We start from the raw sequence: 22,176 nt of genomic DNA, 5'->3' as shown, positions 1-22,176 counted from the left end.
CACAGGACCGATCCGACGGCGCCCTGCCACGCACCACGGCGCTCCCCGTTCCACCTGCGGAGACGTCACCATGAACCATCACCCGGCAGGTACCGGCGAAGCACTGCTCGCGGCGCTCGACATCGGCGGCACGAAGATCGCGGGCGGCCTGGTCGACCCCCGGGGCGCCCTGCTGCACCGCCTCCAGGTGCCCACCCCCGCGACCGGCGACCGGCACGAGCTGATGGCCACCGTGACGCACGTCCTGGACGAGCTGGCCCGGCGGCCCGAGTGGCCCCGGGTGCAGGCGCTCGGCATCGGCAGCGCCGGGCCGGTCGACATCGCCGCGGGCACCGTCAGCCCCGTCAACCTGCCCGGCTGGCGCGAGTTCCCGCTGCGCGCCGAGGCCGCCCGGCACCCCGCCGCCGGCGACCTGCCCGTGGTCCTCGGCGGGGATGCGGTCGCCATGACCGCCGCCGAGCACTGGCGCGGCGCGGCCCGCCCCTACCGCAACGCGCTCTGCCTGGTGGTCTCCACCGGCGTCGGCGCCGGGCTCGTGCTGGACGGCCGCCTGCACACCGGCACCACCGGCAACGCCGGCCATCTCGGCCACATCAGCGTCGACTTCGAGGGCCGCCCCTGCCCGTGCGGCTCCCGCGGCTGCCTCGAAGGGCTCGCCTCCGGCACGGCCATCGCCCGCACCGCGGCCGACAGCGGCTGGCGCCCCGGCCCCGACGGCGACACCACCGCGACCGGTGTCGCCCGCGCCGCGAAGTCCGGCGACCCGCTCGCGCTGGCGGCCTTCGACCGCGCCGCGCGGGCCCTCGCGGCCGGCATCGCCGCCACCGCCACCCTGGTCGAACTCGACGTCGCCGTGATCGGCGGCGGCGTCGCCGGCGCGGGCGACGTCCTCTTCACCCCCCTCGCCCGCCACCTCGCCGGCTACGCGACCCTCCCCTTCACCCGCCGGCTCGCCCTCGCCCCCGCCCGCCTCGGCACCGACGCCGGCCTCGTCGGCGCCGCGGCCCTGGCCCGCCACGCCCTGCCGGACGGAGACCGAACAGCATTCCGGAGCTGACCGCCGGAGCCGGATCACCGCAGTCCGTGTCGCGCCGGATCAACCACTTTCCGAATGCGCGGTGTTACATTCTGTATTGAATCGGCCGGTCGCCTGCCTTTGTTCCGTCGCTGCCGCCTGCCGATTCGCGAAAATTCCCTTCGGCTCGGGAGAGCATCAGCATGCGCCAGGCACCGTTGGAAGCCGCCGATATTGCACCGGGGCACATTGTCCAATGGAATATCAGATCCTGGGGTTCGGCATGCGCGGACCGCCCCGGCGAGGAATACGCCGGGAGCGCGTCGTTCAATCAGGACAAGCACCACTCGCTGATCGACGAGACCCGCAACAGCGAGGAGCCGCTGGCCTCCTGGCTTGCCGTCACCTTCGAGATCGAAGGGCCGCTCGACCAGCGGGCACTGGAGTCGGCGCTGCTCTTCCTGGTGCGGCGGCACCATGTCCTGCGCTGCGAGTTCCAGCGCCTCGTGGAGGATTTGTCGTACGCGGTGCACCGGCCCGAGGAAATCGAACTGGAAGCCGTCGGCATGGGCGAATTCGACACGCCCAGGGAAGTCCACGCGTTCCTGACGGACAGCTTCCGGAAACACATCGACACCCTGGAGTGGCCCGCGTTCACCATGGGCGCCGTCGTCCGTGACGACGGCCCCACGACGGTCTACCTCGCATTCGACCACATCGTGTCCGACGGAATGTCGATGCCGAATGTCGTGCGGGACGTCCAGCTCGCCTACGCCGCGTACTGCGACGGAACGGAACCGGACCTCCCGGAGGCGGGAAGTTACATGGAGTTCGCCCGGGAGCAGCGCCACCGGTACACCTCGATCGGCGTCGACGACGACCGTCTCGCCTACTGGAAGTCGTTCATCGCCCGGAACGGCAGCCTCTTCCCCCGGTTCCCGCTGGACCTCGGGACGGAGCCCAGCCGGCTGTATCCGGCGGTCGGCGACACCGCGACCCTGCTGGACGCCCGGCAGACCGCGGCGCTGGAGGCCCGCTGCGAGGAGGTCGGCGGGAAGTTCTTCATGGGGTTGTTCGCCGCGGTCGCGGTGGCCCTGCGCGAGGAGGGCGGGCCGGACGTCTACCGTGCGCTGATGCCGCTCAGCGAACGCGGCCGGGGCACCTGGCGGCACTCCCTCGGCTGGTTCGTCAACACCCTGCCCATCGAGTTCTCGGTGGCCGAGGAACTGGACTTCGCGCAGCTCGTCGCGGGCGTCCGGGACGGGTTCGCCGCGATGATGGAGAGCATCGACGTGCCGTTCGTCCGGGCCTGGGAGCTGCTCGCACCCGAGCACTTCACCGGCCACTGCTGGCCGTTCCCGGTGAACTTCCTCTCCTACATCGACATGCGGAAGTGCCCCGGGGCCGAGAACCACGCGCGCTGGCAGCCGATGGCCCATGTGTGGGTGTCGCGCGTGAACGGCACCACCTCGTGGTTCCAGCGGGACGAGGACGGTCTGCACATCCACACCGTCCACGTCGACCTCCCGCAGGCCCACCGGACCATGGCCCGGCTCCGGCGCACCCTGCGCGAGACGCTCCTGGCGATGGCCGCACCCGCGACGGTTCCGGCCTGACGGACCGCGACGGCCCGCGACGGCCCGTCAGGAACCGGCGAGCGCCGAAACCGCCTCGTCGACCGGCGAGTTGCCGCCGACCAGCTCCAGCGTGAGCCCGGCCGTCCGGGGCTCGTCGAGCAGCGCGGCGAGCACCGCGGCCACGTCGTCGCGCGGGACCTCCCCGCGCCCCGTGGCCGCGGCCAGCGTCACCCTGCCGGTGCCCGGCCGGTCGGTCAGGCGTCCGGGCCGCAGGATCGTCCAGTCCAGACCGGGACGGGACTGCACGTCGGCGTCCGCCGCCGCCTTGGCCCGCAGGTAGGCGGCGAACACCGGGTCGGTCCCCGCCGGCGGCTCACGGTCCGCCCCCATGCTGGACACCACGACGAACCGCCGCACACCCGCTGCCTCCGCCGCGTCCGCGAACAGCACGCACGCCCCGCGGTCGACCGTCTCCTTGCGTGCCGCCCCGCTGCCCGCCCCGGCCCCGGCCGCGAACACCGCCGCGTCGGCGCCCTCCAGGTGCCCGGCGACCTCGGCGACCGTCGCCGACTCCAGGTCGCACACCACGGGCTCGGCCCCCGCCGCCAGCAACTCCCCCGCCTGCTCCGGCCTGCGGACGATCCCCGCGACCGCGTCCCCCCGCGCGCCGAGCAGCCGCTCCAGCCGCAGCGCGATCCGACCATGACCACCAGCGATGACAATGCGCATGCGCCCCACCGTATGCCCCGTCGATCACTTCCCGACGGAGGGCGACCGCCGTTCCGCCCGTCCGGGTGACGTCACGTCAACTCCCCTTCGGCCACCCGCCGAGCTCGGCACACAGTCGGCGGTCGAGGCGCGCAGGTGCGCGACGGGGCCGCCCCGGGCCGCCGTTCACGGTCGGTCCCTCCCTCGGGAATCCGCCCGATCCACCGCGTTCACGCCGCCCCCTCCCCCGTGCCTGGCTCGTCGAGGATCCGCTCCCAGAGCAGCGAGTCCTGCCAGCGGCCGTCGAGCAGGATCGCGGCGTGGGCGACGCCGTACGGGGTGAATCCGTTGCGGCGCAGGACCCGTTGGGAGGGGAGGTTCTCCAGGTGGGTGGAGGCCTCGATGCGGTGGAGGCCGAGCCGGTCCGTCATCACGGTCAGCGCGAGGGAGACGGCGCGGCCGGCGTGGCCCTGGTTCTGGGCGGTGGTGGCGATCCAGTAGCCGAGGGAGGCGCGGCGCAGGAACGGCTGCGGGAGGATGGTCGAAATGGTGATCTGGCCGATCGGTCGGTCGTCGGCGAGGACGACGCCGGGCCAGATCGTTCCGGCCTCGTGGCCGGTCAGCAGCCGGTCGATCCGTGCGGCTTGGCCCTCGGGGGTGAAGAACTCGACGGGCTGGGCCGGTTCCCAGCGTCGGAACGCCTCGACGTCCCGGGCGTAGTGGGCGGCGATCGGGACGGCGTCGGCGGGCGTTATCAGGCGGATGCGGGTACTGCTGGGCATGGGCTGGGTCCTCGTCACGGGCGGGTGGGCCGGATCCGGCAGCCTACGACGGACGGCCCGCGGCCGGTGGCCGGCCGCGGGCCTCGGACGGAGTGTCAACTGCCGTTCGCAGAAGGCTCCGGGCGTCCGTTCTCGATCTGCTGGATGAGGCGTTTGAGCTGGGTGACTTCGTCCTGGAGGGCGCGGTCGCCGGCGGCGGTGAGCGTCAGCCAGGTGCGGGCGCGGCGGCCCTCGTAGCCTTTTTCGACGGCGATCAGGCCGGCCTTCTCAAGGACGGTCAGGTGCTGGCTGAGGTTGCCGGCGGTGAGGCCGAGCGCGGTGCGCAGGAAGCCGAACTCGACCCGGCGGGCCTGGTGGGCGACGGTGAGGATGCCGAGGCGGACGCGCTGGTGGACGACGTCGTCCAGGCCGGCGGCAGGGTGCTGTTCGACCTGCTCGGGCGGTTCGGTCATGATGCGGTGCGTTCCCGGGGTCGTTCGGCCAGGGCGAAGCCGAGGGCGCCGAGCAGCAGCAGTGCGCCGGGGACGGCGTAGCGCGGCAGGGCGGACCACGGCGAGGTGATCGGGATGCCCGCCCAGCCGGTGCTGAGCGGGACCAGTTCGACGGCCAAGTAGAGCACGGCGAGCAGCAGCAGGGCGCGGCTGCGCTCCACCCGGGCCAGCACCAGCAGCGGCAGTCCGACGGCCAGGGCGTCGCCCATCAGCCGTTGCAGGAGTCGCGTCGCCGGGGCGGCGGGGTCGAGGTGCAGGCCCCACAGGTCGAGCGGCGCGCCGGGCTGCGGCATCCCGTTCCGGGTGGCCCAGAGCGAGGTGGCGGACACCGTGGCGAGCAGTGCGATGCCGGTGAGGACGTAGGGCCGGATCGCCGTGCCGACGCCGCGGTTGCGGGCCCGGCGGACGTAGAAGACGGCGGTGGCGAGATAGGCGAGGGCGAGACCGATCGGCCAGTAGAGCGGCGAGCCCTGCCTGACCAGGGTGCAGTCGGCGCCCGCCGGTTCGCCGACGCAGGGGACGGTCAGCACCTGGTGGGTGAGGCGGGCGACCAGGATGCCGCCCGTCGTGAGGCCGCCGAGCAGCAGCAGCGGGAACCAGGTGCCGCGCTGCGCGGCACGCACCTTGCGGGTCAACTCGCCCAGTCCGGCGAGGACTTCGTGCGGGGTGCCGTTCACGGGCACCGATGCGTCTGTCATGCCGTCAGGTTTGCACAGCAAACCGGTTGTGGCAAGAGACCGTGCATCGCACCTCCCGCTCCCGGTGGGCGAGTTGGGCGTCGGCGTAGGCTCGTAGGTGCAGCCATCCGGACGGAAGGAGCAGGCCACCGCGATCCTGCGCGCCGCCGAGGCATTGACCGCCCGGGAAGGCTGGACGGCGCTCGGGCTGAACGTGTTCGGCGGCAACGAGGCCGCGATCGCGCTGTACCGCGCCAACGGCTACCAGGTGGCGGCCATGGCGCTGCGCAAGACGGTCTGACGGTCGGTCAGCATCCGCTCGGGCAGCGGAAATCGGGATGACCGGCCGGACGGTGTTCCGGTAGCGTGCGCAGCGTGGTGAGCCCCGAGTCGGACGAGGTGGGGGTCTGCGGCCCCGCCGTCGGCCCCTGAGCACCTGAGTCCGCCCTGCCTCTGCCCGCGCCGCCCCGTCGAGGGCCGCGCGGTGCGGAGGAGTGCCCCGGGCTCCGGGTGACGAGACGGCTGTCCGTTTCCTCTCCTCACCTCGGAGTACCGTGCGATGCCTCTTGCCCTGTATCTGCTCGCCCTGGCCGTGTTCGCCATGGGCACCTCGGAGTTCATGCTGTCCGGCCTGCTGCCGGATCTCGCCGCCGAGCTCGGCGTCCCCGTCGGCACGGCCGGCCTGCTGACCTCGGCCTTCGCTGTCGGCATGGTCGCGGGCGCCCCGCTGATGGCGGCCCTGACCCGTCGCTGGCCGCGCCGCTCCGGGCTGTTCGGCGGCGTGGTGCTGTTCGCGGCGGCCCACGTGGTGGGCGCCACCACGACGTCGTTCCCGGTGCTGTGCGCCGCCCGGGTGGTGGCGGCGTTCGCGAACGCCGGGTTCCTCGCGCTGGCGGTGACGGCGGCGGGCACGCTGGTCGGGCCCGAGCGGCGGGGGCGCGCCGTGGGCGTGCTGCTGTCGGGGACGACGGCGGCCACCGTGGTGGGCGTCCCGGCGGGGGCGCTGCTGGGTCAACTGCTGGGCTGGCGGGCCTCGTTCTGGGCGGTGGCGCTGCTCTGCGCACCGGCCGCCGTCGGGGTGCTGCTGGGCGTCCCCGCCGGGCGCGGGTCGGCGGACGGCCGGCCGGCGCTGCGTGCGGAGCTGGCCGTGCTCGCCCGGCCCCGGCTGCTGCACGTGCTGCTGCTGGGCGCGCTGGTGAACGCCGGGACGTTCGCCGCGTTCACCTTCCTCGCCCCCGTGGTGACCGGCCCGGCCGGGCTCGGCCGGGGCTGGGTGCCGGTGGTGCTGGTGCTGTTCGGCCTCGGCACGGTGCTCGGCATCAACGTCGCCGGGCGGCTCGCCGACCGCCATCCGCTGCGGCTGCTCGCCGTGGCGGGCCCGCTGCTGCCGCTCGGCTGGGCGGCCCTGGCCGCGCTGGCGGACCGTCCGGCCGCGCTGCCGGTCCTGGTGCCGTTGCTCGGCGCCCTCTCCTTCGCCGTCGGCGGAACGCTGATCACCCGTGTCCTGGCCACCGCCGCCACCGACGCGCCCACCATGGCCGGGGCGTACGCGACGGCCGCCCTCAACCTCGGCGCCACCATCGGCCCCCTGCTCGCCGCCGCCGCACTCCCCTCCCCCACCGGCCCCCTGTACGCCGCCACCGCCCTCACCGCCGCCGCGCTCCTGCTCGGCCCGGCCCTCCGCGAACGGCCTCCGGCCCGGACCGCCGCCTGACCGCCCGCCCGCACGCCTCCGCCCGCACCCGTCCCGCCCCCGGGCCTGCACCCACCCCGGACCGCCCGCCCCACCGCCTCGCAACACCAGCCCGGGCCTGCACATCACCCCTGGTCAGCGAGTTCGCGGGGCTGTCCCGGGTGACGGAGGATCAGGACCTGGCCCGGGTGCGGGCCGCGTACGAGGGGGACAACGCCGAGCGGTACGCCCCTCGGAGCCTTGAGGTGGCGGCGTACGGACAGCCGGGGGCGGTCGGCCTCGCGGAGGCGGAGCTCCTGGTGGTGGCGATGAGCGGTTCGGTGCCGGACGCCGCGCAGGCGGCCACCTGGATGCTGGGCGGCTACTCCCCCGACGGTGCCACCACGCTCCGCGACGGCACGGCCGTCACGGGCCTGCGCACCTTCGAGCCCGGCCCGCTCGGCGGCGCGATCGCCTGCGCACTGATCGACGACAGCGATCGCGAACTCCCGGTCTGCGCCTGGGCGGACGGCTCCGCCCTCGGCAGTCTGACGGACGGCACCGCCGCCCTCACCCTGGACGAACTCGCCGCCCGTACCCGCGAGTTGCGCGACCGCGCCGAGCACCGGGCCTGACCGCCGCCGCGGCGACGTCGAACGGGACGGAACAGCGAAGGAGCGCGGACTCGGGCCGCGGCCGTGGAAGTGGCCCGTGGGACGACCGAGGACTACTGGAAGCCGCCGCTGCTCCGCAGGAGTTGGCCGTTGATCCACTGGCCGGACGGGGAGCAGAGGAAGTCGATCAGGCGGGCCGCGTCCTGCGGGGTGCCGAGGCGGCCGAGGGGGGTGTGGGCGAGGACGTCGGCGCGGACGGCGTCGTCCATCCAGCCGGTGTCGGTGGGGCCGGGGTCGACCGCGTTGGCGGTGATGCCGAGGTGGGCGAGTTCGCGGGCGGCGGCGAGGGTGATCCGGTCGAGGGCGCCCTTGCTGGCGCCGTAGGGGAGGTTGCCGACGGTGTGGTCGCTGGTGAGGGCGACGATCCGGCCGGTGCCGAACGGGCCGGTGAAGCGCAGCCCGAACTCGCGGATCAGCAGCCAGCCGGCCCGGGTGTTGACGGCGAAGTGCCGGTCGAAGCTGTCCAGGGTGGTGTCGAGCAGCCCGGAGTCGACGGATTCGGCGTGGCTCATCACCAGCGCGGTGACGGGCCCGAGTTCGGCCGTCACCCGGTCGAACAGCCGGGCGGGCGTCCCGGGGTCGGCGAGGTCGGCGGGCACCGCGAGCTGCCGGGCGCCGTGCGCGCGGAGCGTCGCGCCGACGGCCTCGACGGCGTCCGGCTCGACGCCCCAGGGCATCCGGGCATCGTACGGCGTCCAGTGGGTGTGCGCGATGTCCCAACCGGAGGCGGCGAGTTGCTCGGCGATCGCGGCGCCGATGCCGACCGTCCGGCCGACTCCCGTCACCAGGGCGACCGGACGGGCGGGGGTGTGCTGCTGATCGGTCTTCATCGCCGCCGATCCTGTCGGCCCGTCGGGCGTGCTCACAAACGGTTTTCGGCCCGGTGCAGCACGGCCCGCACCGGCCCGTCGGGGTGGACGGTCAGCCGGTAGCCGGCCTCGGTGGGCTGTTCCCGGATCTCCGGCCGGAACGCGGGGAGCAGTTCCTCCAGCAGCAGCGTCATCTCCCGGACCGCGAACTGGGCGCCGATGCAGGCGCGCGGGCCGAGGCCGAACGGGAAGTAGCTGCCGGGCGCGGGGCGGCGTTCGGCGGCCAGGAAGCGCTGCGGACGGAACGTCTCCGGGTCGGGCCAGACCTCCGGGTCGCGGTGGGTCAGGTAGGGGCAGAGCAGCACCGTCGCCCCGGCGGGGACGAGGTGCCCGCCGACGGCGCCGGTCTCGGCGGCGTGCCGGGGCATCAGCCAGGCGACGGGGTAGAGCCGCAGCGTCTCGTCGATCAGCGCGCGGATCGCGGCCGCCCGCTCGGCGGAGCCCGCCGGGCCGGCCGACAGCACCAGGTCGCGCTGCTCGGGGTGGGCGTCGAGCAGCAGGAACAGCCAGCCGAGGGTGGTGGCGGTGGTCTCGTAGCCGGCCACCATCAGGGTGAGCAGTTCGTCGCGGACCAACGTCTCGTCGTAGTCGGGCAGTTCGCGGGCGGCGCGGAGCAGCACCCCGATCAGGGTGGGCTCGTCGGCCTGCCGGGCGAGCGCGATGGCGTGCTCGGCGGCGCGGTCGGCGTCGGCGACGGCCCGGCTGAAGTCGGCGTCGCTCTCGCCGGTGGCGGGCGCGAACGCGGGGATGGCGGCGAGGCTGTCCCCGGCGGCGACCAGCTGCCGGTAGGTGGGCTCGTCCAGCGGTCGGGCGGTGAGCGAGCGCCAGATCACGTCGAGCGAGAAGTACCGCAGGTCGGCGTCGAGTTCGCGCATCTCGCCGGCGTCCGCGGCGGCCCGCCAGCGGTCGGCGACGGCCGCGACGGCGGCGCGCAGCTGCGGCTCGTAGGCACGGATCCCGCGCACAGTGAACTGCGGTTGCAGCAGCTTGCGTTGACGCCGCCAGGGCTCGCCGGCGGCGCACAGCAGGCCGTCGCCGAGCAGCACCTTCGCGCGGTGGCCGTGCTTGACGTACGTGTCGGGGTTGCGGGCCAGCACGTGCTGGACCTCCTCGGGCCCGGTGACCAGCACCACCTGCCGGTCCCCGATCCGGAACCCGGCGACCGGGCCGAGTCGCTGAGCGGCCGTCAGCAGGTCGACCAGCCGCCCGCCGTCGGCCCGCCAGCGGACCAGTTCCTCGGCGTCGAGTTCCGGAAGGGTGCTGTCCGCTGCCGTCACCATCACGTCTCTCCCCTGCCGACCCGTCCGGACGGTGCCCACCTTAACGGAGCGTGGGCACCTCGCGCCGGTGTGCGATCAGCGGGCGTTCAGCAGCCGCTCTTCCTCCGCCGGGGTGAGGCCCTCCTTCTCGGGCACGCCGCGGGCGGCGTCCCAGGCCGCGGTGTCGGCGAGGGTCTCGGCCGGCGGACGGAGCGTCAGGCCGGCGGCCAGGGCGCGCGAGATGTCGATCCGCTCGGCGGCCGCGAACTCCGGGTCGCCGTTCCACAGCGGGACGCCCATGAACGGCTCGACGCCTTCCTTCAGCAGCGTCTCGGTGTCGACCCAGACCCCTTCCACGTCGGAGCCCACGGCGGCCTGGCAGGCGGCGAAGAACTCGCCGATCGGCATGGAGCGGCCGGTGACGATGTGGACGCCGGCGCGTTCGGCGGCGACGCAGCCGAGGATCCACGCCGCGAGGTCGCGGACGTCGATGAACTGGGTGGGGGCGGCCGGGTCGCCGGGCAGCAGCACCCGGCCGCCGCGCCGGAAGCGCCGCGGCCAGTAGGCGAACCGGTCGGTCGGGTCGTGCGGGCCGACGATCAGCCCGGGGCGGACGATGCTCGCACGCTCGCCGTACGCGTCCAGCACGATCCGCTCGCAGGCGGCCTTGTTGGCGCCGTACAGCTGGATCCGCGACAGGCCGTCGACGACCTCCAGCACCGCGCCGTCCTCGTCCTGGACGGTGGACAGGTCGGCGAACACCGAGATCGTGGAGACGAACACGTACCGGCCGACCCGGTCGCCGAGCGCGTCGACCGAGCGCCGCACCACCTCGGGCAGGTAGCCCGCGACGTCGATCACCGCGTCCCAGCGGCGCCCGTCGAGCGCGGACAGGTCCTCGGTGCGGTCCCCGATCACCGTCTCGACGCCGGCGTCGGCGAACAGCCCGGGGTCGGTCAGGCCGCGGTTGAACATCGTGACCCGGTAGCCGTCGGCCAGCGCGGCCTCGACCACGGCCCGGCCGACGAACCGCGTGCCGCCCAGGACGAGCAGGCTGGGACGGTCGGCGGAAGTGCTCTGCATGGTGGACAACTCCCTCTCGGTGGGGCATCGGAGCCGATCGGTGGCCATCCTCCGCGCGGGACGCCCACCAGGTCCAACAGATTGTCGAGTTGACCGGTCGTCAGGCGCTGGGGCCCCCTTCGGTCACCGGCCCGTCGCGGCCCGCCGGTCGGCGCGTCAATTCGGGTGCGGAGCGGGGGTGCGGCTGCTACCGTCCGGGGCATGAAGCGCGCTGCGATGCCGACGACGACGCGGGAGAATGTCCCGGCGCGCTGACTGCTGTTCTGATCAAGCCCCGGGGCCGAGCGCCCGGGGCTTTCGCACGTGCGGCCGTGGCGGCTCGTCCCCCATCCGGTGAGGAGACCGCCGTGTTCGACCATCGCAAGCTGGGCCGCGAGCTGGGCCTGTTCGACACCGATCCGCTGATCGGCGCGGGTCTGCCGTTCTGGCTGCCGGACGGCGCCGTGGTGCGGCAGGGCCTGGAGGATTTCGTCCGCACCCTGGAGCGGCGTGCGGGCTACCGGCACGTGTACTCGCCGGTGCTGGGCAAACGCGAGCTGTACGAGCTCTCCGGCCACTGGGCGCACTACCGGGACGACATGTTCCCGCCCCTGTCCATGGGCGAGGACGACCAGCTGGTGCTCCGTCCCAGCCTCTGTCCGCACCATGCCGTGATGTTCCGCTCCCGCTCCCGCAGCTACCGCGAACTGCCGTTTCGGATGGCCGAGCTGGGCGGCATGTACCGCTCCGAGCGGTCCGGGGTGCTGGGCGGGCTGACCAGGGTGCGGGCGATCCAGCTGAACGACGGGCACATCTTCTGCACCCCGGACCAGGTGGCCGAGGAGGCGCGCGGCGCGCTGGAGCTGATCGCGGTGGCGTACCGGGCGATGGGCATCGTCCCGTCCCGCTACCGGCTGTCGCTGCCGGGCGGCGGCGGCAAGTACGTGGCCCGGCCGGAGCTGTGGGAGCGGGCGACCGCGCTGCTGGTGCGGGTGCTGGACGAGCTGGGCGTGCCGTACGAGGAGGGGGTCGGCGAGGCGGCGTTCTACGGGCCGAAGATCGACGTGCAGGTGGTGGACGCCGCGGGTCGCGAGTCGACCCTGTCGACCGTGCAGGTCGACTTCCACCAGCCCGAGCAGTTCGACCTGCACTACATCGGCCCGGACGGGGCGCGGCACCGGCCGGTGATGGCGCACCGGGCGATCATCGGCAGCGTGGAGCGGGCGGTGGCGCACCTGGTCGAGCAGCACGGCGGGGCGTTCCCGGCCTGGCTGGCGCCGGTGCAGCTGGCGGTGCTGCCGCTGGGCGAGGAGCAGGAGGGCGCGGCGCGCGAGCTGGTCGCCCGCTGCCTGGAGCTCGATCTGCGGGCCGAGGTGCTGGCGGCGGACCGCGGCTCGCTGGGCGCGCGGGTCCGGGACGCCCGACCGGCCCCGTACCAGGTGGTGCTCGGGCCACGCGAGGCCGCCGACGGCTCCCTCGCGGTGCGGCTGCGCGACGGCCGCCGGCTCGATCCGCTGCCCGCCGCGGACGTGCTGGAGCGGATCGCGGCGAAGGTCGGGGCGCACGCCGTCGACCTGTGGTGAGACCCGCCGGGGGTGTGGCGCGGGCCACCGCGGGAACGTGACAAGTCCCACGCCGCACCCCCGGCCCGGGGCGGGCGCCGAACGCCCCGACGCCGCCCACCACTCGCCGAAGTCCCCTTTATCCAGGGCTTATCCGCAGGTGAGGGGCCGAACGGCCCCTCGTGCGGGGGACCTTCGGCGTGGCATACTCCGGAGCCATGACCGGCATTCACGCGACCAGAGCCCTGCGGGGCGCGGTGTTCACCGCGCTCGCCGTGCCGCTGGCCGCGTTCGGCCAGGTGGTGATCACCGGCCGTGCCCTGCCGCTCACCCTGGTCGCCGTGGCCTGCGTCGCGGTCTTCCTGCTCGCGGTCCTGCTGGACGGCGCACGCCGCCGCTTCCTGCTGCTGTCCGCGGTGCTGGTGCCGGTGGAACTGCTGCTGAACACCGCCTTCAACCTCGGCCAGGACGCCTGTTCCCGGCCCGTCCACGGCGTGGACCTGCTGGTCTGCGGCGGCGACCAAGTCAGCGGCTCCGAACTCTTCGCGCAGTGGACGCACAACTCGGCGGGCACGCTGCGCCTGCTGGTGCTGGGCGTGCACCTGGCGGTCGCGCTGGCCGCCGCGGCCTGGCTCCGGCTCGCCGACGCCGCCCTCGACGGGGTCGGCGAGGCACTGCGCACCATGGCCCGGCTGCTGCCGCACTGCTGGCGCTCGCTGCTGCTGGCCGCCCGCCCGGCCTGCCCGGCGGCGCTGCTGCCCCGGGCCGGCGCCGAGCCCGCCCCGCGGCGTCCGCAGGACGCCGTCCACTCCCCCGCCCCGCGTCGCGGACCGCCGCAGCCGGCCTTCGCCTGCTGACGGCCCGTCACCTCGCACGACGCGTACACGGCCGTCTCCGGGCATCGCACCCTGCCCCCTTTCTTTTCGACCCCGCACCCCGCCGGGCCGCCCGCCCCTGCTCCCGTCCGGATGGAACCACCTGACCAGGTGGGACCACCTGCCGGAGCCGGGCCGCGTCGCGCCGCCCCGGGGCGCAGAGGAGACGGATCACCATGCCCAGCACCCACAAGTCCGCCAAGACCGTCACCGCCCGCGAGCGCCTGAAGCAGGCTCAGCAGGCGGAGGCGCTGCGCGCCAAGCGCCGCCGCACCCTCACCATCGGCGTCTCGGTGGTCGCGGCCGTCGCCGTGATCGCCGGCGGCACCACCCTCGCGGTGAACGCGTCCAAGGACTCCGACTCCGGCAGCGGCACGGTCGCCGTCCCGGCCAACGCCTCCGGCCCCGACAGCACCGTGGTCGTGTACGGCAAGGCCGACGCCCCGCACACCCTGGCCGTCTACGAGGACTTCCGCTGCCCGGTCTGCGAGTCCTTCGAGACTTCGGCCGGCCCGACCGTGAAGGAACTCGCCGACCAGGGCCAGTACAAGATCGAGTACCACCTGGCCGCGTTCCTCGACAACAACCTCGGCGGCAAGGGCTCGCGCACCGCGCTGGCCGCGGCGGGCGCCGCGCTGAACGAGGGCGTCGACAAGTTCAAGGCCTTCCACGACGTGCTGTACGCGAACCAGCCGTCCGAGCGCGAGGACGCGTTCGGCGACGTCAACCACATCCTGGACCTCGCCGGCCAGGTCCCCGGCCTGAAGACCGAGGCGTTCACCAAGGCCGTCACCGAGGGCACCTACAAGGGCTGGGCCGCCAAGGTCGCGAGCGCCTTCAACAAGAGCGGCGTCTCCGGCACCCCGACCGTCAAGCTCGACGGCAGGACGCTGGACGTGATCGGCAAGGACGGCAAGGCGCTCTCCGGCGACCAGTTCGGCGCGCTGGTCAAGCAGAGCATCGGCGGGTGACCCGATGACCACGGCCCGGAACGCCCCGGTGGGGGCGAGTCGCCGCTTCTCGTGGCTGATCCTGCTGAGCGGACTGATCGGCCTGGCCGCGTCCGCCCAGCTCACCCTGGACAAGATCCGGCTGATCGAGAACCCGGCCTACCAGCCGAACTGCAACATCAACCCGATCATCAGCTGCGGATCGGTCATGCGCACCGAGCAGGCCGAAGTCTTCGGGTTCCCCAACCCGGTCATCGGCCTGGCCGCGTTCGGAGCCCTCGCCGCCATCGGCGCGGGCCTCCTCGCAGGCGCCTCCCACCGGCGCTGGTTCTGGCTCTCCCTCCAGGGCGGCGCCCTCGCCGGCCTCGGCTTCGTCGCCTGGCTGATCCACGAGGCCCTCTACGAGATCGGCGCCCTCTGCCCTTACTGCATGGTGGTCTGGGCCGTGGTCATCACCCTCTTCTGGTCCACCACCGTCCACAACATCCGCACCGGCGTCCTCCCCGCCCCACCCGCCCTCCGCCGCCTGGCCGCCCTCCGCCACCAGTGGCTCGTCCCGCTCGCCGTCTACCTGGCGATAGCCCTGATGATCCTGACCCGCTTCTGGTACTACTGGTCGACGCTGATCTGACCGGTCGTCAGGGCTCGAACGGGCCTCCCCCTCCCGGGGGAGGCCCGTTCGGCGTTTCGAGGGGTCGGGGCGTCAGGGGATTCGCGGCGGGGCGGCCAGGGCGGCCGCGACCAGGGCGCGGACGGCGTGGTCGTCGAGGTCGCCGGCGAGGAGCAGGCCGCGGAAGAGCATCAGGCCGGCCCACATGTCGAGGAGGGTGAGGACGTCGGTGTCGGCGGGGAGGGCGCCTCGGGTGACGGCGCGGCGCAGGACGGTGGCGGAGCGTTCGCGGCGGGGTTCGATCAGTTCGGTGCGCAGGCGGTGGGCGAGTTCGGGGTCGGTGGCGGCGTCCGCGATCAGGGCGGGGAGGATCGCCCGGACCTGCGGGGCGCCGTAGAGGCCGGCCAGCGCCCGGGCCACGGCGAGGATCTCGCGCGGGCTGTCGCCGAGGTCGTCCACCGGGATGTCGGGCAGCCGGGTGCGGACGGCGTCCAGGGTGAGGGCGGCCTTGTGCGGCCAGGAGCGGTAGACGGTGGCCTTGCCGACGCCGGCCTCCTGCGCGATGCCGCCGACCGTCGCCTTCGGGTAGCCGACCCGGGACAGGACCCGCAGCGTGGTCGCGAGGATCCGCTCGCGGGCCGCCAGGTCCCGGACGGGAGCGCCCTGTTCGTCGGACAGCGGGAGCAGGTTGCGCTTCTCCCCCATGGTGTGTCGCCTCCGTGGTGTCTCTGCTCAGCGACCGGCCAGCCAGCCGGTGATCAGTTCGGCGATGCCGCCGCCGGAGCGGGCCCAGCGGACGTGGTCGGCGGCTTCGCCCTCGGCGGGGACGTGGTGCCGGCGATCCACGTCCGCGGCGGGGAGCTTGGCGACCAGCCGGTCGACCGCGGTGGCGGGGGCGAGGTGGTCGTCGGGGAGGGAGACGGCGAGCACCGGGAGGGTGAGCGCGGCGAGGGCCTGCTCGTAGTCGAGGTCGGCGCCGGTGGGCGCGTAGCGGCCGGTGCGGCCGAGGCGGGCCCAGTCGCGCATCAGTCGGGCCGGCTGGCGGCCGCCGAAGCCCAGTCGGTCGCCGGGCCAGTAGCCCCACAGGGCGGCGACCAGGGCGACGAGTTGGGTGTTGGCCAGCACCCGCCAGCGGGCGGCGCCGGTGAATCCCCGGAAGTCCACCGAGCCGGACGCGACCAGCACCAGGCCGTCCACCGCCTTGGGCTCGCGCGCGGCGGCCAGCACCGCGCTCTGCCCGCCGATGCTGTGGCCGAGCAGGAACAGCGGCACGTCGCGGCCGAACCGGCCCCGGGCGGCCGCCGTCGCCGCCGGGAAGTCCCGGGACGCCAGCGAGTGGTAGCCGTGCGTCGAACGGCGGGCGGCGGGCGGACCGCTCTCGCCCTGGCCGCGCAGGTCGACCGCGACGACGGCCACCCCGCGGGCGGCCAACTCGGCGCAGAACGGCCCGTAGTAGCCGGCCGGCACCCCGAGCGCGGGCCACAGCACCAGCACCGCCGACGGCGGGCCGACCGGCGCCGTCACCGTCGCGGCCAGCGGCTCGGCGCCGGGCACCGGTATCCGCAGCTTCTCCGGCTCCGCGATCGGCTCCGCCGCCATCGATTCCTCCGCCGTCCGTCGCCACCCGCGCCGCAGGTCGGAACGGGTCGTCTCGTCCGCACGCTAGCGACACCCCGCACGGGCCGTCAAGTGCCGTTCCGGGAGCCGGTTTTGGCCCCTTGCGAGGCGCTTCAGCGAGCGATTACAGTCCGGGACGCCCAGCCCTGCTCGCCAGTCACTTCCAACCGCGGAGGCCCGCGTGACCCGTCAATGGACCCTCCGGGAGAGCGTCACGGTGCACGCGTCCGCCGAAGCGGTGTACGCCGCCCTCGGCGACCTGCAGAACCTGGCCCGCTGGAGCCCCGAGTGCATCGCGATCCGGCGGCTCGGCGGCGGTCCGGTCGCCGAAGGCACCCGCTTCCTGGGCTTCAACCGCAAGGGCCTGTTCCTGTGGTTCACCGACTGCCGGGTCACCACCGCCCGGGCCGCGCAGGAATTCGCCTTCCGGGTGTCCACGTTCGGCCTGCCGGTGGCCACCTGGGGCTACCTGGTCGAACCGGAGGGGCCCGACGCCGTCCGCGTCACCGAGTACTGGGAGGACCTGCGCACCGGACGCGGCTCCCGCCTGACCGAACTCCTCGGCCGGGTCTTCACCGGCACCCGCCCCACCGACCGCGCCGCCCTCAACAGCGCCGGCATGCGCGCCACCCTCGCCCGCCTCCGCGACGCCGTCGAGGCGGCGCACCCCGCGTAGGGCAGGTCGGGCACCGGGGTCAGTCGGCCGCTGCCTGCTCGGTCCTGCGGCCCCTCAGCAGGGCCACGATGAGCACGAGCAGCGCCAGGCAGATGCCGCCGAGCACCCACAGGACGGTGTGGAAGGCGCCGTCGTAGGCGTGGACCAGGAGGTCGGTGAAGCTGCCGCGCCGCGCCTCGGCGACGTGTCCGACCGGGCCGGAGATGTTGCCGCTCGCCACGGTGCCGGCGACGGTGGTCGGGTCGCCGGCGTCGGCGAAGTCGGCGATGCCGTCCCGGGTCCTGCCGCTGATGACGGTCGCGAGCAGCGAGCCGTAGACGGCCACGGCGACGGCCTCGCTGCCGAGGCGCAGGGTGTTGAGGAGACCGGCGGCCATGCCGGCCCGTTCCGGGGCGACGAGCGCCAGGGCCTGGCCGTCGACCAGGCCGGCCGCGAGGGCGAAGCCGGCGCCGGTGATCAGCATCGGCAGGGCGACCAGCCCGAGGTTGATCCCGGGCCGGAAGAGCTGGAGGCCGACGGCGCCGACCACCAGGAGGACCACGCTCAGGCGGATGATGCGCATCGCGGGGACGCCCCTGGCGACGAGCTTGGCGGTCACCAGCGGGAGGACCAGCATCGGGGCCGTCAGCATCAGCATGGTCGCCCCGGCCGCGCCGCTGGACCAGCCGCCGGCGGCGGTGAGGTAGCCGGGCAGATAGGTCAGCATGGTGACGAAGCCGAAGGAGCCGGCCACCGGCACCAGGCAGAGCGCCATGAACCGGCGGTCGGTGACGATGCCCAGGTCGAGCATCGGGTGCTCCGTGCGCTTCTCCACCGCGGCGAAGATCGCGAGGACCGCGATCGTGCCGGCGAACAGCCCGAGCACGCCCGGGCTCGCCCAGCCCCACTGCGAGCCCTGGGCGATGCCGGTGGTGAGCAGCAGCATGGCGAGAACGAACAGGGCGGAGCCGCGGACGTCGATGCCCGCGCCTTCGGCGCGGGTCTCCCGAACGGCGCGGCGCATGGTCGGGACGGCGAGCAGCACCAGAGCCGGCACGATCGCGTGCACGGCGAACACCCAGCGCCAGCCGGCGCTCTCGATCAGCACGCCGGACAACGACGGGCCGAAGGAGACGCCGACGCCGGCGACGGTGCCGAAGAGCGCGAACGCCCGGCCGCGGGCGGGACCTTCGAAGACGGTGGACAGCAGCGCGGCGCCGCAGGCGAAGATCGCGGCGCCGCCGATGCCGGCCAGGGCGCGGGCGGCGTCCAGCAGGATCACGTTGCCGGCGAACACGCTGACCAGCGAGGCGGCCGCGTAGATCGTGGCGCCGAGGGCGAAGGCGCGGACGCGGCCGATGATGTCGGCGACGGATCCCCAGGCGAGGGTGAAGCAGGCGAACGCCACGTTGAAGGCGTTGACGACCCACTGGAGGGGCACCAGGCCGGCGTCGAGGTCGGAGCCGATGTACGGCAGCGCGACGCCGGTGCCGGAGATGGACATGGGGACGACGAGGACGGCCAGCAGGACGGCGACCAGGATCAACGTCTGCCGTCGGCGCCCCGGCCCCTGAGGCCCGGCGCCTACCCCGACGAGGGGAACTTCGGTCTGTGCAGCCATGGTTGAGGGGGCTCCCGTTCCGGAGGACTCCGAGGACTCCGAACCTCAGGTTCGGTTTTTGTCGAACCTGAGACTGACAGGAAGCAGAGGTATCATGCAAGTCGAACCTGACCCGCGATTGCGGCGGGCGAGCGACGGGAAAGACGGAGAGATGGTCGACGCGGAAGGTCACCCGAGCCGGGACGAGATGGAGCTCGCGGCGGTCCTGAACGCCCTGTCGGACCCGTTGCGGTACCGGGTCGTCCAGGAGTTCGCGGAGCTGCCGGAGGGCACCGAGCGGACCTGCCTGTCCTTCGAGCTCGGGGTCTCGAAGTCCACGCTCAGCCACCACTTCCGCGTCCTGCGCGAATCCGGGCTGGTCCAGCAGATCAACCGGGGCAACAGCCGCAAGGCGCACCTGCGCCGGGAGGACCTGGAGGCACGCTTCCCGGGGCTGCTCGACCTGATCGGCCAGAACCCGCCGCCCCGGAAGGATCCGGCGGACGACGCCGGCGCCTGAGCACCGCCGCGGTCGGCCACCCCGGGCACGCGGGACACCGGAAATCGGTGTGCAAACTCTTGACCCTCCGCCGTTCGGCGGCTTAGCTGACGGCCGCCGCCCGGTCTTTCCCGACGGGGCGTCACATCAACGACACGGGGGTCAAGTTGATCATCTCTCGCCTGCCCGCGCTCCGGACGGCGGCCGTCGCCGCCGCCGCGCTGGCCGTCAGCTGCACGCTCACCGCCGCCGCGCCCGCGAGCACCGCGGACGCCGCCTCGAAGGACCGTCTCACGCCGTTCACTCTGACCAGTCCGGACTTCCGCGACGGCGGCAGGCTGCCGGCCTGGACGGAGTTCGGCGGGCCGGGCTCCGAGGGCGCGTCGTGCCACGGCAAGAACCTCGCGCCCCAGCTGAACTGGCGCAACGCCCCGGCCGGCACGACCGGTTACGCGCTGCTGGTGAACGACCCGGACGCCCCGCTGGCCGGCGGCTGGCACCACTGGGTGCTGTACGACATCCCGGGCTCGACCCACCGGATCGACGGCCACGGCGCCCTCCAGTTCACCCAGGGCGCCAACAGCTTCGACGTCTACGGCAGGCCGGTGGTCGGCTGGGGCGGTCCGTGCCCGCCCGCGACCGGTCAGCCGCACCACTACGTGTTCACGCTCTACGCGCTCTCCACGCCCACCCTCCCGTCCGCGGGCCTGACGTACGAGCAGGTCACGGCCGCCATCGAGCCGTACGTCCTCGGGGCGACCAGCATCGTCGGCACCTTCGTCCGGGTGCCTGCCTGACACTGCTGAAGCACCGCCGGTGTGGCACTCCGGCGGCTGCGGGCACCCGCCTCTAGCATGGCGGTGCCCGCAGCCGTCAGCAGCGGCCCTGCCGCTCGCGCGCCGGAGGTACCCCGTTGACCAGCGCACGCGAACTGTACGAACGCACCGTCGCCGAGTTGACCCCGGCCGCCGCGCACAACCGCCTGGTCGAGCAGGTGGAGGCGGGCACCGCACCGGTCGGGGCGCTGCAGCGGATCGCCGGGGAGGAGGACCGGATCATCCGCAGCGACCGCCGCTCGTTCGCCCTGCTCGCCGCCCGCTTCGCGGACTCCGGCCCGACCGCCGCCCCGTTCTTCCTCGGGCTCTCGCAGGGCGAGGGCCAGGCGCTCGACCTGCTGCCGCCGTTCGCCGCCGCCGTCGGCCTCTCCCCCGCCGAGCTGGCCGCCTACCGCCCCCGCGCGGCCGCCCAGACCTACCCGCACCACCTCGCCTGGCTGGCGCAGTTCGGCACGATCGCCGAGACCGTCCTCGCCCTGCTCGCCAACTTCGGCTTCTGGGGCGGCTACTGCGGCCGTCTCGCCGCCGCCCTCCCCCGCCGCTACGGGCTCTCCGCCGAGGCGACCGCCTTCTTCCGCTTCTTCGCCACCCTGCCCCCGGACTTCGAGCCCACCGCCCTCGGACTCCTCCAACACGCCCTCGACGAAGGCGAGTCCGCCGAGGACGCCCGGCACGCCGCCCACCTGATGCAGGCGTACGAGGCGTCCTTCTGGGCGGCGGTGCTCTAACTCCCACTCGACCTCAGCCGGTACACCACCGTCCGGCGGTGCGGGCCCGGCGGCAGGGTCAGGTCGTCGAAGTCCGCCGACGGGTCGTGCGTCATGCCGAGGCGTTCCGCCACGGCGCACGACGGGGTGTTCCCCGCCGCGATCAGGGCCAGGATCTCCGGCAGCGCCAACTCCTGGAAGCCGTAGCCGAGTACGGCCCGCGCGGCCTCGGTGGCGTAGCCGTGGCCCCAGGCGTCGCGGTGCAGGCGCCAGCCGGCCTCGACGCCCTCGACGGGCGCCTCCTCGTCCACGGGGTCGAGCCCGGCGAAACCCAGGAACCGTCCTCCGTCGCGGAGTTGGACGGCCCACCAGCCCCAGCCGCGGTCGGCGAGCTCCGCCCGGAAGGCCGCCAGGGAGCCGGCCGATTCGGCGCGGGTCAGCAGGCTGCCGAAGTGACGGCGCACCTCGGGGTCGGCGTTCAGCTCCGCCCAGCGGTCCAGATCGCTGTCCTTCCACTGGCGCAACAGCAGTCGGGGGGTGGCCAGTTCGACGAACTCAGCCATGTCGGACCTCCGCCCCGGCCAGCACCTCGGCCGCCAGTGCCTCCGCCGCGTCCAGCACCGCGCCGAGCGCGGCCGGGTCGACAGCGCCGGGGGCGAACAGGGCCTGCGCCCGACGCTCGAAGTCCGTTGGCGCACAGGCCAGTTGACCGGCCGATGCGATCGCGCCCTGCTCGTTGACCAGCCACCGCCCGGCCCGGGCGTGCAGCGCGTGCACCAGCAGCCCGACCGCCCGGAACAGGCAGCCCTGCACGTGGCCGGCGTCGCCGCGCCGCGCGCCCTTGCGGGCGACCGCCAGCGCGAACGGCGCCTCCCACGCGGCGTCCGCCTCCAGGCGCTTCGTCAACTCGACCGGGAATTCCCGCACTTCGGCCCGGAGCGAGGCCAGCGCGCCGTCCGGGTCGGCGAGCACCCGCCCCAGCGCCAGCTCGCCGACGTACGCGTAGGACGGCACCCCGTACGGGTGCCCGGCCTGCTGGCCGGCGAGGTAGCGGCCGGCCCGGGCCTCGGCGGCGTAGTGGCGGACCCGGGCGATGTCCCGGTAGATCCAGTCGACGCGGGCCGGGCCGAGATCGAGCCAGGCGCCGCCGTCCACCCACGGCCCCCAGCCGCCGGGTTCGGTCACCTCGACGGGGTGGCCGCAGAGTTCGGCGGCGAGGGCGCGCAGCGCGGCGGTGTCGAGTTCGCCGGCCCGGTAGTACAGGCCGAGGTCGTAGTCGGAGCCGTCGACGTGCGCCCCGCGGGCCCGGCTGCCGCCGAGGCAGACGCCGACGATGCCGTCGATCCCGGCGAGCCGCGCGGCGAGCCGCCCGATCTCGTCCTCGATCGCTTCGCTGTTTCCGGTGTTCTCGTTCATCGCCCGTCAGGATGCCGCACCGCCCCCGCCCTCGCGAGGAGGTTTTTCGGTTCGGACGGGCGG

General features: G+C 74.2%; 25 protein-coding genes. 13 read left to right on the top strand and 12 right to left on the bottom strand.

Annotation, left to right across the window (positions count from 1 at the left end; genetic code table 11):
* Nucleotides 1–70 precede the first annotated feature (70 nt).
* Nucleotides 71–1,057: an ROK family protein gene (locus ACI1MP_RS32015; protein WP_404870145.1), complete on the top strand. Its 987-nt coding sequence runs from the start codon at nt 71–73 to the stop codon at nt 1,055–1,057.
* A gap of 161 nt (nt 1,058–1,218) precedes the next feature.
* Entirely contained in the window at nt 1,219–2,631 is a 1,413-nt protein-coding gene (locus ACI1MP_RS32010; protein WP_404870144.1) for a condensation domain-containing protein, read from the top strand.
* Nucleotides 2,632–2,658: 27 nt separating this feature from the next.
* On the opposite strand, the gene ACI1MP_RS32005 is transcribed toward ACI1MP_RS32010, so the two are convergent.
* The 4 genes from ACI1MP_RS32005 to ACI1MP_RS31990 all read right to left on the bottom strand — a co-directional run bounded on the left by ACI1MP_RS32005 (nt 2,659) and on the right by ACI1MP_RS31990 (nt 5,271).
* Complete coding sequence (locus tag ACI1MP_RS32005; protein WP_404870143.1) at nt 2,659–3,321, bottom strand: NAD(P)H-binding protein; 663 nt, start codon at nt 3,319–3,321, stop codon at nt 2,659–2,661.
* A 209-nt stretch (nt 3,322–3,530) separates the two neighbouring features.
* Nucleotides 3,531–4,082 carry a GNAT family N-acetyltransferase gene (locus tag ACI1MP_RS32000; RefSeq protein WP_404870142.1) on the bottom strand — a complete coding sequence of 184 codons (552 nt, stop codon included), beginning with the start codon at nt 4,080–4,082 and terminating at the stop codon, nt 3,531–3,533.
* Nucleotides 4,083–4,177: 95 nt separating this feature from the next.
* A complete protein-coding gene (locus ACI1MP_RS31995; protein WP_404870141.1) occupies nt 4,178–4,534 on the bottom strand; it encodes a winged helix-turn-helix domain-containing protein in 357 nt (118 codons plus the stop codon).
* Entirely contained in the window at nt 4,531–5,271 is a 741-nt protein-coding gene (locus ACI1MP_RS31990) for a hypothetical protein (RefSeq protein ID WP_404870140.1), read from the bottom strand. The genes ACI1MP_RS31995 and ACI1MP_RS31990 overlap by 4 nt, the downstream gene beginning before the upstream one ends.
* A 97-nt stretch (nt 5,272–5,368) precedes the next feature.
* Here ACI1MP_RS31990 and ACI1MP_RS31985 point away from each other — a divergent pair, with 97 nt between their 5' ends.
* The 3 genes from ACI1MP_RS31985 (at nt 5,369) to ACI1MP_RS31975 (ending at nt 7,557) form a co-directional block, all read left to right on the top strand.
* Nucleotides 5,369–5,551 carry a hypothetical protein gene (locus ACI1MP_RS31985; protein WP_404870139.1) on the top strand — a complete coding sequence of 61 codons (183 nt, stop codon included), beginning with the start codon at nt 5,369–5,371 and terminating at the stop codon, nt 5,549–5,551.
* A 258-nt stretch (nt 5,552–5,809) separates the two neighbouring features.
* A complete protein-coding gene (locus ACI1MP_RS31980) occupies nt 5,810–6,964 on the top strand; it encodes a Cmx/CmrA family chloramphenicol efflux MFS transporter (RefSeq protein WP_404870138.1) in 1,155 nt (384 codons plus the stop codon).
* A 140-nt stretch (nt 6,965–7,104) separates the two neighbouring features.
* Nucleotides 7,105–7,557, top strand: coding sequence for a hypothetical protein (locus ACI1MP_RS31975; protein ID WP_404870137.1), 453 nt, complete (start codon nt 7,105–7,107; stop codon nt 7,555–7,557).
* Between the two features lie 92 nt (nt 7,558–7,649).
* On the opposite strand, the gene ACI1MP_RS31970 is transcribed toward ACI1MP_RS31975, so the two are convergent.
* The 3 genes from ACI1MP_RS31970 to ACI1MP_RS31960 form a co-directional block, all read right to left on the bottom strand.
* The gene (locus tag ACI1MP_RS31970) at nt 7,650–8,426 is read right to left on the bottom strand and encodes an SDR family oxidoreductase (protein WP_404870136.1); all 777 of its coding nucleotides are present in this window, start codon (nt 8,424–8,426) and stop codon (nt 7,650–7,652) included.
* 32 nt (nt 8,427–8,458) lie between these two features.
* Nucleotides 8,459–9,745, bottom strand: a complete 1,287-nt coding sequence (locus tag ACI1MP_RS31965) for a cytochrome P450 (RefSeq protein WP_380333572.1) — start codon at nt 9,743–9,745, stop codon at nt 8,459–8,461.
* 75 nt (nt 9,746–9,820) lie between these two features.
* Nucleotides 9,821–10,807, bottom strand: a complete 987-nt coding sequence (locus ACI1MP_RS31960) for an NAD-dependent epimerase/dehydratase family protein (RefSeq protein ID WP_404870135.1) — start codon at nt 10,805–10,807, stop codon at nt 9,821–9,823.
* A gap of 347 nt (nt 10,808–11,154) precedes the next feature.
* On the opposite strand from ACI1MP_RS31960, the gene thrS reads away from it, so the two are divergent.
* From thrS to ACI1MP_RS31940, 4 genes are all read left to right on the top strand, one after another.
* Nucleotides 11,155–12,369, top strand: a complete 1,215-nt coding sequence (gene thrS / locus ACI1MP_RS31955; RefSeq protein ID WP_404870134.1) for a threonine--tRNA ligase — start codon at nt 11,155–11,157, stop codon at nt 12,367–12,369.
* A gap of 197 nt (nt 12,370–12,566) precedes the next feature.
* Entirely contained in the window at nt 12,567–13,205 is a 639-nt protein-coding gene (locus tag ACI1MP_RS31950) for a hypothetical protein (protein ID WP_387998683.1), read from the top strand.
* A 194-nt stretch (nt 13,206–13,399) separates the two neighbouring features.
* Nucleotides 13,400–14,194, top strand: coding sequence for a DsbA family protein (locus tag ACI1MP_RS31945; RefSeq protein WP_380333576.1), 795 nt, complete (start codon nt 13,400–13,402; stop codon nt 14,192–14,194).
* A 4-nt stretch (nt 14,195–14,198) separates the two neighbouring features.
* A complete protein-coding gene (locus tag ACI1MP_RS31940; RefSeq protein WP_404870133.1) occupies nt 14,199–14,804 on the top strand; it encodes a vitamin K epoxide reductase family protein in 606 nt (201 codons plus the stop codon).
* Between the two features lie 72 nt (nt 14,805–14,876).
* Here the strand turns inward: ACI1MP_RS31940 and ACI1MP_RS31935 are convergent, their stop codons facing one another.
* Together ACI1MP_RS31935 and ACI1MP_RS31930 are read right to left on the bottom strand one after the other, a co-directional pair.
* Nucleotides 14,877–15,488: a TetR/AcrR family transcriptional regulator gene (locus ACI1MP_RS31935; protein WP_404870132.1), complete on the bottom strand. Its 612-nt coding sequence runs from the start codon at nt 15,486–15,488 to the stop codon at nt 14,877–14,879.
* Nucleotides 15,489–15,515: 27 nt separating this feature from the next.
* Nucleotides 15,516–16,382, bottom strand: coding sequence for an alpha/beta fold hydrolase (locus ACI1MP_RS31930; protein WP_404870131.1), 867 nt, complete (start codon nt 16,380–16,382; stop codon nt 15,516–15,518).
* 199 nt (nt 16,383–16,581) lie between these two features.
* Between ACI1MP_RS31930 and ACI1MP_RS31925 the strand changes: the two genes are divergently transcribed.
* The gene (locus tag ACI1MP_RS31925; protein WP_380333580.1) at nt 16,582–17,076 is read left to right on the top strand and encodes an SRPBCC family protein; all 495 of its coding nucleotides are present in this window, start codon (nt 16,582–16,584) and stop codon (nt 17,074–17,076) included.
* Nucleotides 17,077–17,095: 19 nt separating this feature from the next.
* On the opposite strand, the gene ACI1MP_RS31920 is transcribed toward ACI1MP_RS31925, so the two are convergent.
* Nucleotides 17,096–18,601: an MFS transporter gene (locus tag ACI1MP_RS31920; RefSeq protein ID WP_404870130.1), complete on the bottom strand. Its 1,506-nt coding sequence runs from the start codon at nt 18,599–18,601 to the stop codon at nt 17,096–17,098.
* Nucleotides 18,602–18,827: 226 nt separating this feature from the next.
* Between ACI1MP_RS31920 and ACI1MP_RS31915 the strand changes: the two genes are divergently transcribed.
* The 3 genes from ACI1MP_RS31915 (at nt 18,828) to ACI1MP_RS31905 (ending at nt 20,718) form a co-directional block, all read left to right on the top strand.
* Nucleotides 18,828–19,175, top strand: a complete 348-nt coding sequence (locus ACI1MP_RS31915; protein WP_380333582.1) for an ArsR/SmtB family transcription factor — start codon at nt 18,828–18,830, stop codon at nt 19,173–19,175.
* 146 nt (nt 19,176–19,321) lie between these two features.
* Nucleotides 19,322–19,951 (top strand): YbhB/YbcL family Raf kinase inhibitor-like protein, encoded by a 630-nt coding sequence (locus ACI1MP_RS31910; protein ID WP_404870129.1) that lies wholly within the window; start codon nt 19,322–19,324, stop codon nt 19,949–19,951.
* Nucleotides 19,952–20,067: 116 nt separating this feature from the next.
* A complete protein-coding gene (locus tag ACI1MP_RS31905; RefSeq protein WP_404870128.1) occupies nt 20,068–20,718 on the top strand; it encodes a transcriptional regulator in 651 nt (216 codons plus the stop codon).
* Here ACI1MP_RS31905 and ACI1MP_RS31900 read toward each other — a convergent pair.
* Together ACI1MP_RS31900 and ACI1MP_RS31895 are read right to left on the bottom strand one after the other, a co-directional pair.
* Nucleotides 20,715–21,260, bottom strand: a complete 546-nt coding sequence (locus ACI1MP_RS31900) for a GNAT family N-acetyltransferase (protein WP_404870127.1) — start codon at nt 21,258–21,260, stop codon at nt 20,715–20,717. The two genes, ACI1MP_RS31905 and ACI1MP_RS31900, sit on opposite strands and share 4 nt — an antisense overlap.
* The gene (locus ACI1MP_RS31895; protein WP_404870126.1) at nt 21,253–22,113 is read right to left on the bottom strand and encodes a DNA polymerase subunit beta; all 861 of its coding nucleotides are present in this window, start codon (nt 22,111–22,113) and stop codon (nt 21,253–21,255) included. Before ACI1MP_RS31895 ends, ACI1MP_RS31900 begins: the two co-directional genes overlap by 8 nt.
* Nucleotides 22,114–22,176 lie beyond the last annotated feature (63 nt).

Origin of the sequence: Kitasatospora griseola (assembly GCF_044999035.1) — a bacterium.
GTDB classification, from domain to species: Bacteria; Actinomycetota; Actinomycetes; order Streptomycetales; family Streptomycetaceae; genus Kitasatospora; species Kitasatospora griseola.
Note: the sequence above shows the minus strand (reverse complement) of the source record. Positions and strands in the feature narration are given on the sequence as shown.

Excerpts from the sequence above, each read along its gene's own strand:
- ACI1MP_RS31945 (WP_380333576.1), top strand. The coding sequence starts at position 13,400 with ATGCCCAGCACCCACAAGTCCGCCAAGACCGTCACCGCCCGCGAGCGC.
- ACI1MP_RS32000 (WP_404870142.1), bottom strand. The coding sequence starts at position 4,082 with ATGCCCAGCAGTACCCGCATCCGCCTGATAACGCCCGCCGACGCCGTC.
- ACI1MP_RS31915 (WP_380333582.1), top strand. The coding sequence starts at position 18,828 with ATGGTCGACGCGGAAGGTCACCCGAGCCGGGACGAGATGGAGCTCGCG.
- ACI1MP_RS31990 (WP_404870140.1), bottom strand. The coding sequence starts at position 5,271 with ATGACAGACGCATCGGTGCCCGTGAACGGCACCCCGCACGAAGTCCTC.
- ACI1MP_RS31995 (WP_404870141.1), bottom strand. The coding sequence starts at position 4,534 with ATGACCGAACCGCCCGAGCAGGTCGAACAGCACCCTGCCGCCGGCCTG.
- ACI1MP_RS31980 (WP_404870138.1), top strand. The coding sequence starts at position 5,810 with ATGCCTCTTGCCCTGTATCTGCTCGCCCTGGCCGTGTTCGCCATGGGC.
- ACI1MP_RS32005 (WP_404870143.1), bottom strand. The coding sequence starts at position 3,321 with ATGCGCATTGTCATCGCTGGTGGTCATGGTCGGATCGCGCTGCGGCTG.
- ACI1MP_RS31965 (WP_380333572.1), bottom strand. The coding sequence starts at position 9,745 with ATGGTGACGGCAGCGGACAGCACCCTTCCGGAACTCGACGCCGAGGAA.
- ACI1MP_RS31970 (WP_404870136.1), bottom strand. The coding sequence starts at position 8,426 with ATGAAGACCGATCAGCAGCACACCCCCGCCCGTCCGGTCGCCCTGGTG.
- ACI1MP_RS32010 (WP_404870144.1), top strand. The coding sequence starts at position 1,219 with ATGCGCCAGGCACCGTTGGAAGCCGCCGATATTGCACCGGGGCACATT.
- ACI1MP_RS31900 (WP_404870127.1), bottom strand. The coding sequence starts at position 21,260 with ATGGCTGAGTTCGTCGAACTGGCCACCCCCCGACTGCTGTTGCGCCAG.
- ACI1MP_RS32015 (WP_404870145.1), top strand. The coding sequence starts at position 71 with ATGAACCATCACCCGGCAGGTACCGGCGAAGCACTGCTCGCGGCGCTC.
- ACI1MP_RS31935 (WP_404870132.1), bottom strand. The coding sequence starts at position 15,488 with ATGGGGGAGAAGCGCAACCTGCTCCCGCTGTCCGACGAACAGGGCGCT.
- ACI1MP_RS31950 (WP_387998683.1), top strand. The coding sequence starts at position 12,567 with ATGACCGGCATTCACGCGACCAGAGCCCTGCGGGGCGCGGTGTTCACC.
- ACI1MP_RS31895 (WP_404870126.1), bottom strand. The coding sequence starts at position 22,113 with ATGAACGAGAACACCGGAAACAGCGAAGCGATCGAGGACGAGATCGGG.
- ACI1MP_RS31960 (WP_404870135.1), bottom strand. The coding sequence starts at position 10,807 with ATGCAGAGCACTTCCGCCGACCGTCCCAGCCTGCTCGTCCTGGGCGGC.
- ACI1MP_RS31940 (WP_404870133.1), top strand. The coding sequence starts at position 14,199 with ATGACCACGGCCCGGAACGCCCCGGTGGGGGCGAGTCGCCGCTTCTCG.
- ACI1MP_RS31930 (WP_404870131.1), bottom strand. The coding sequence starts at position 16,382 with ATGGCGGCGGAGCCGATCGCGGAGCCGGAGAAGCTGCGGATACCGGTG.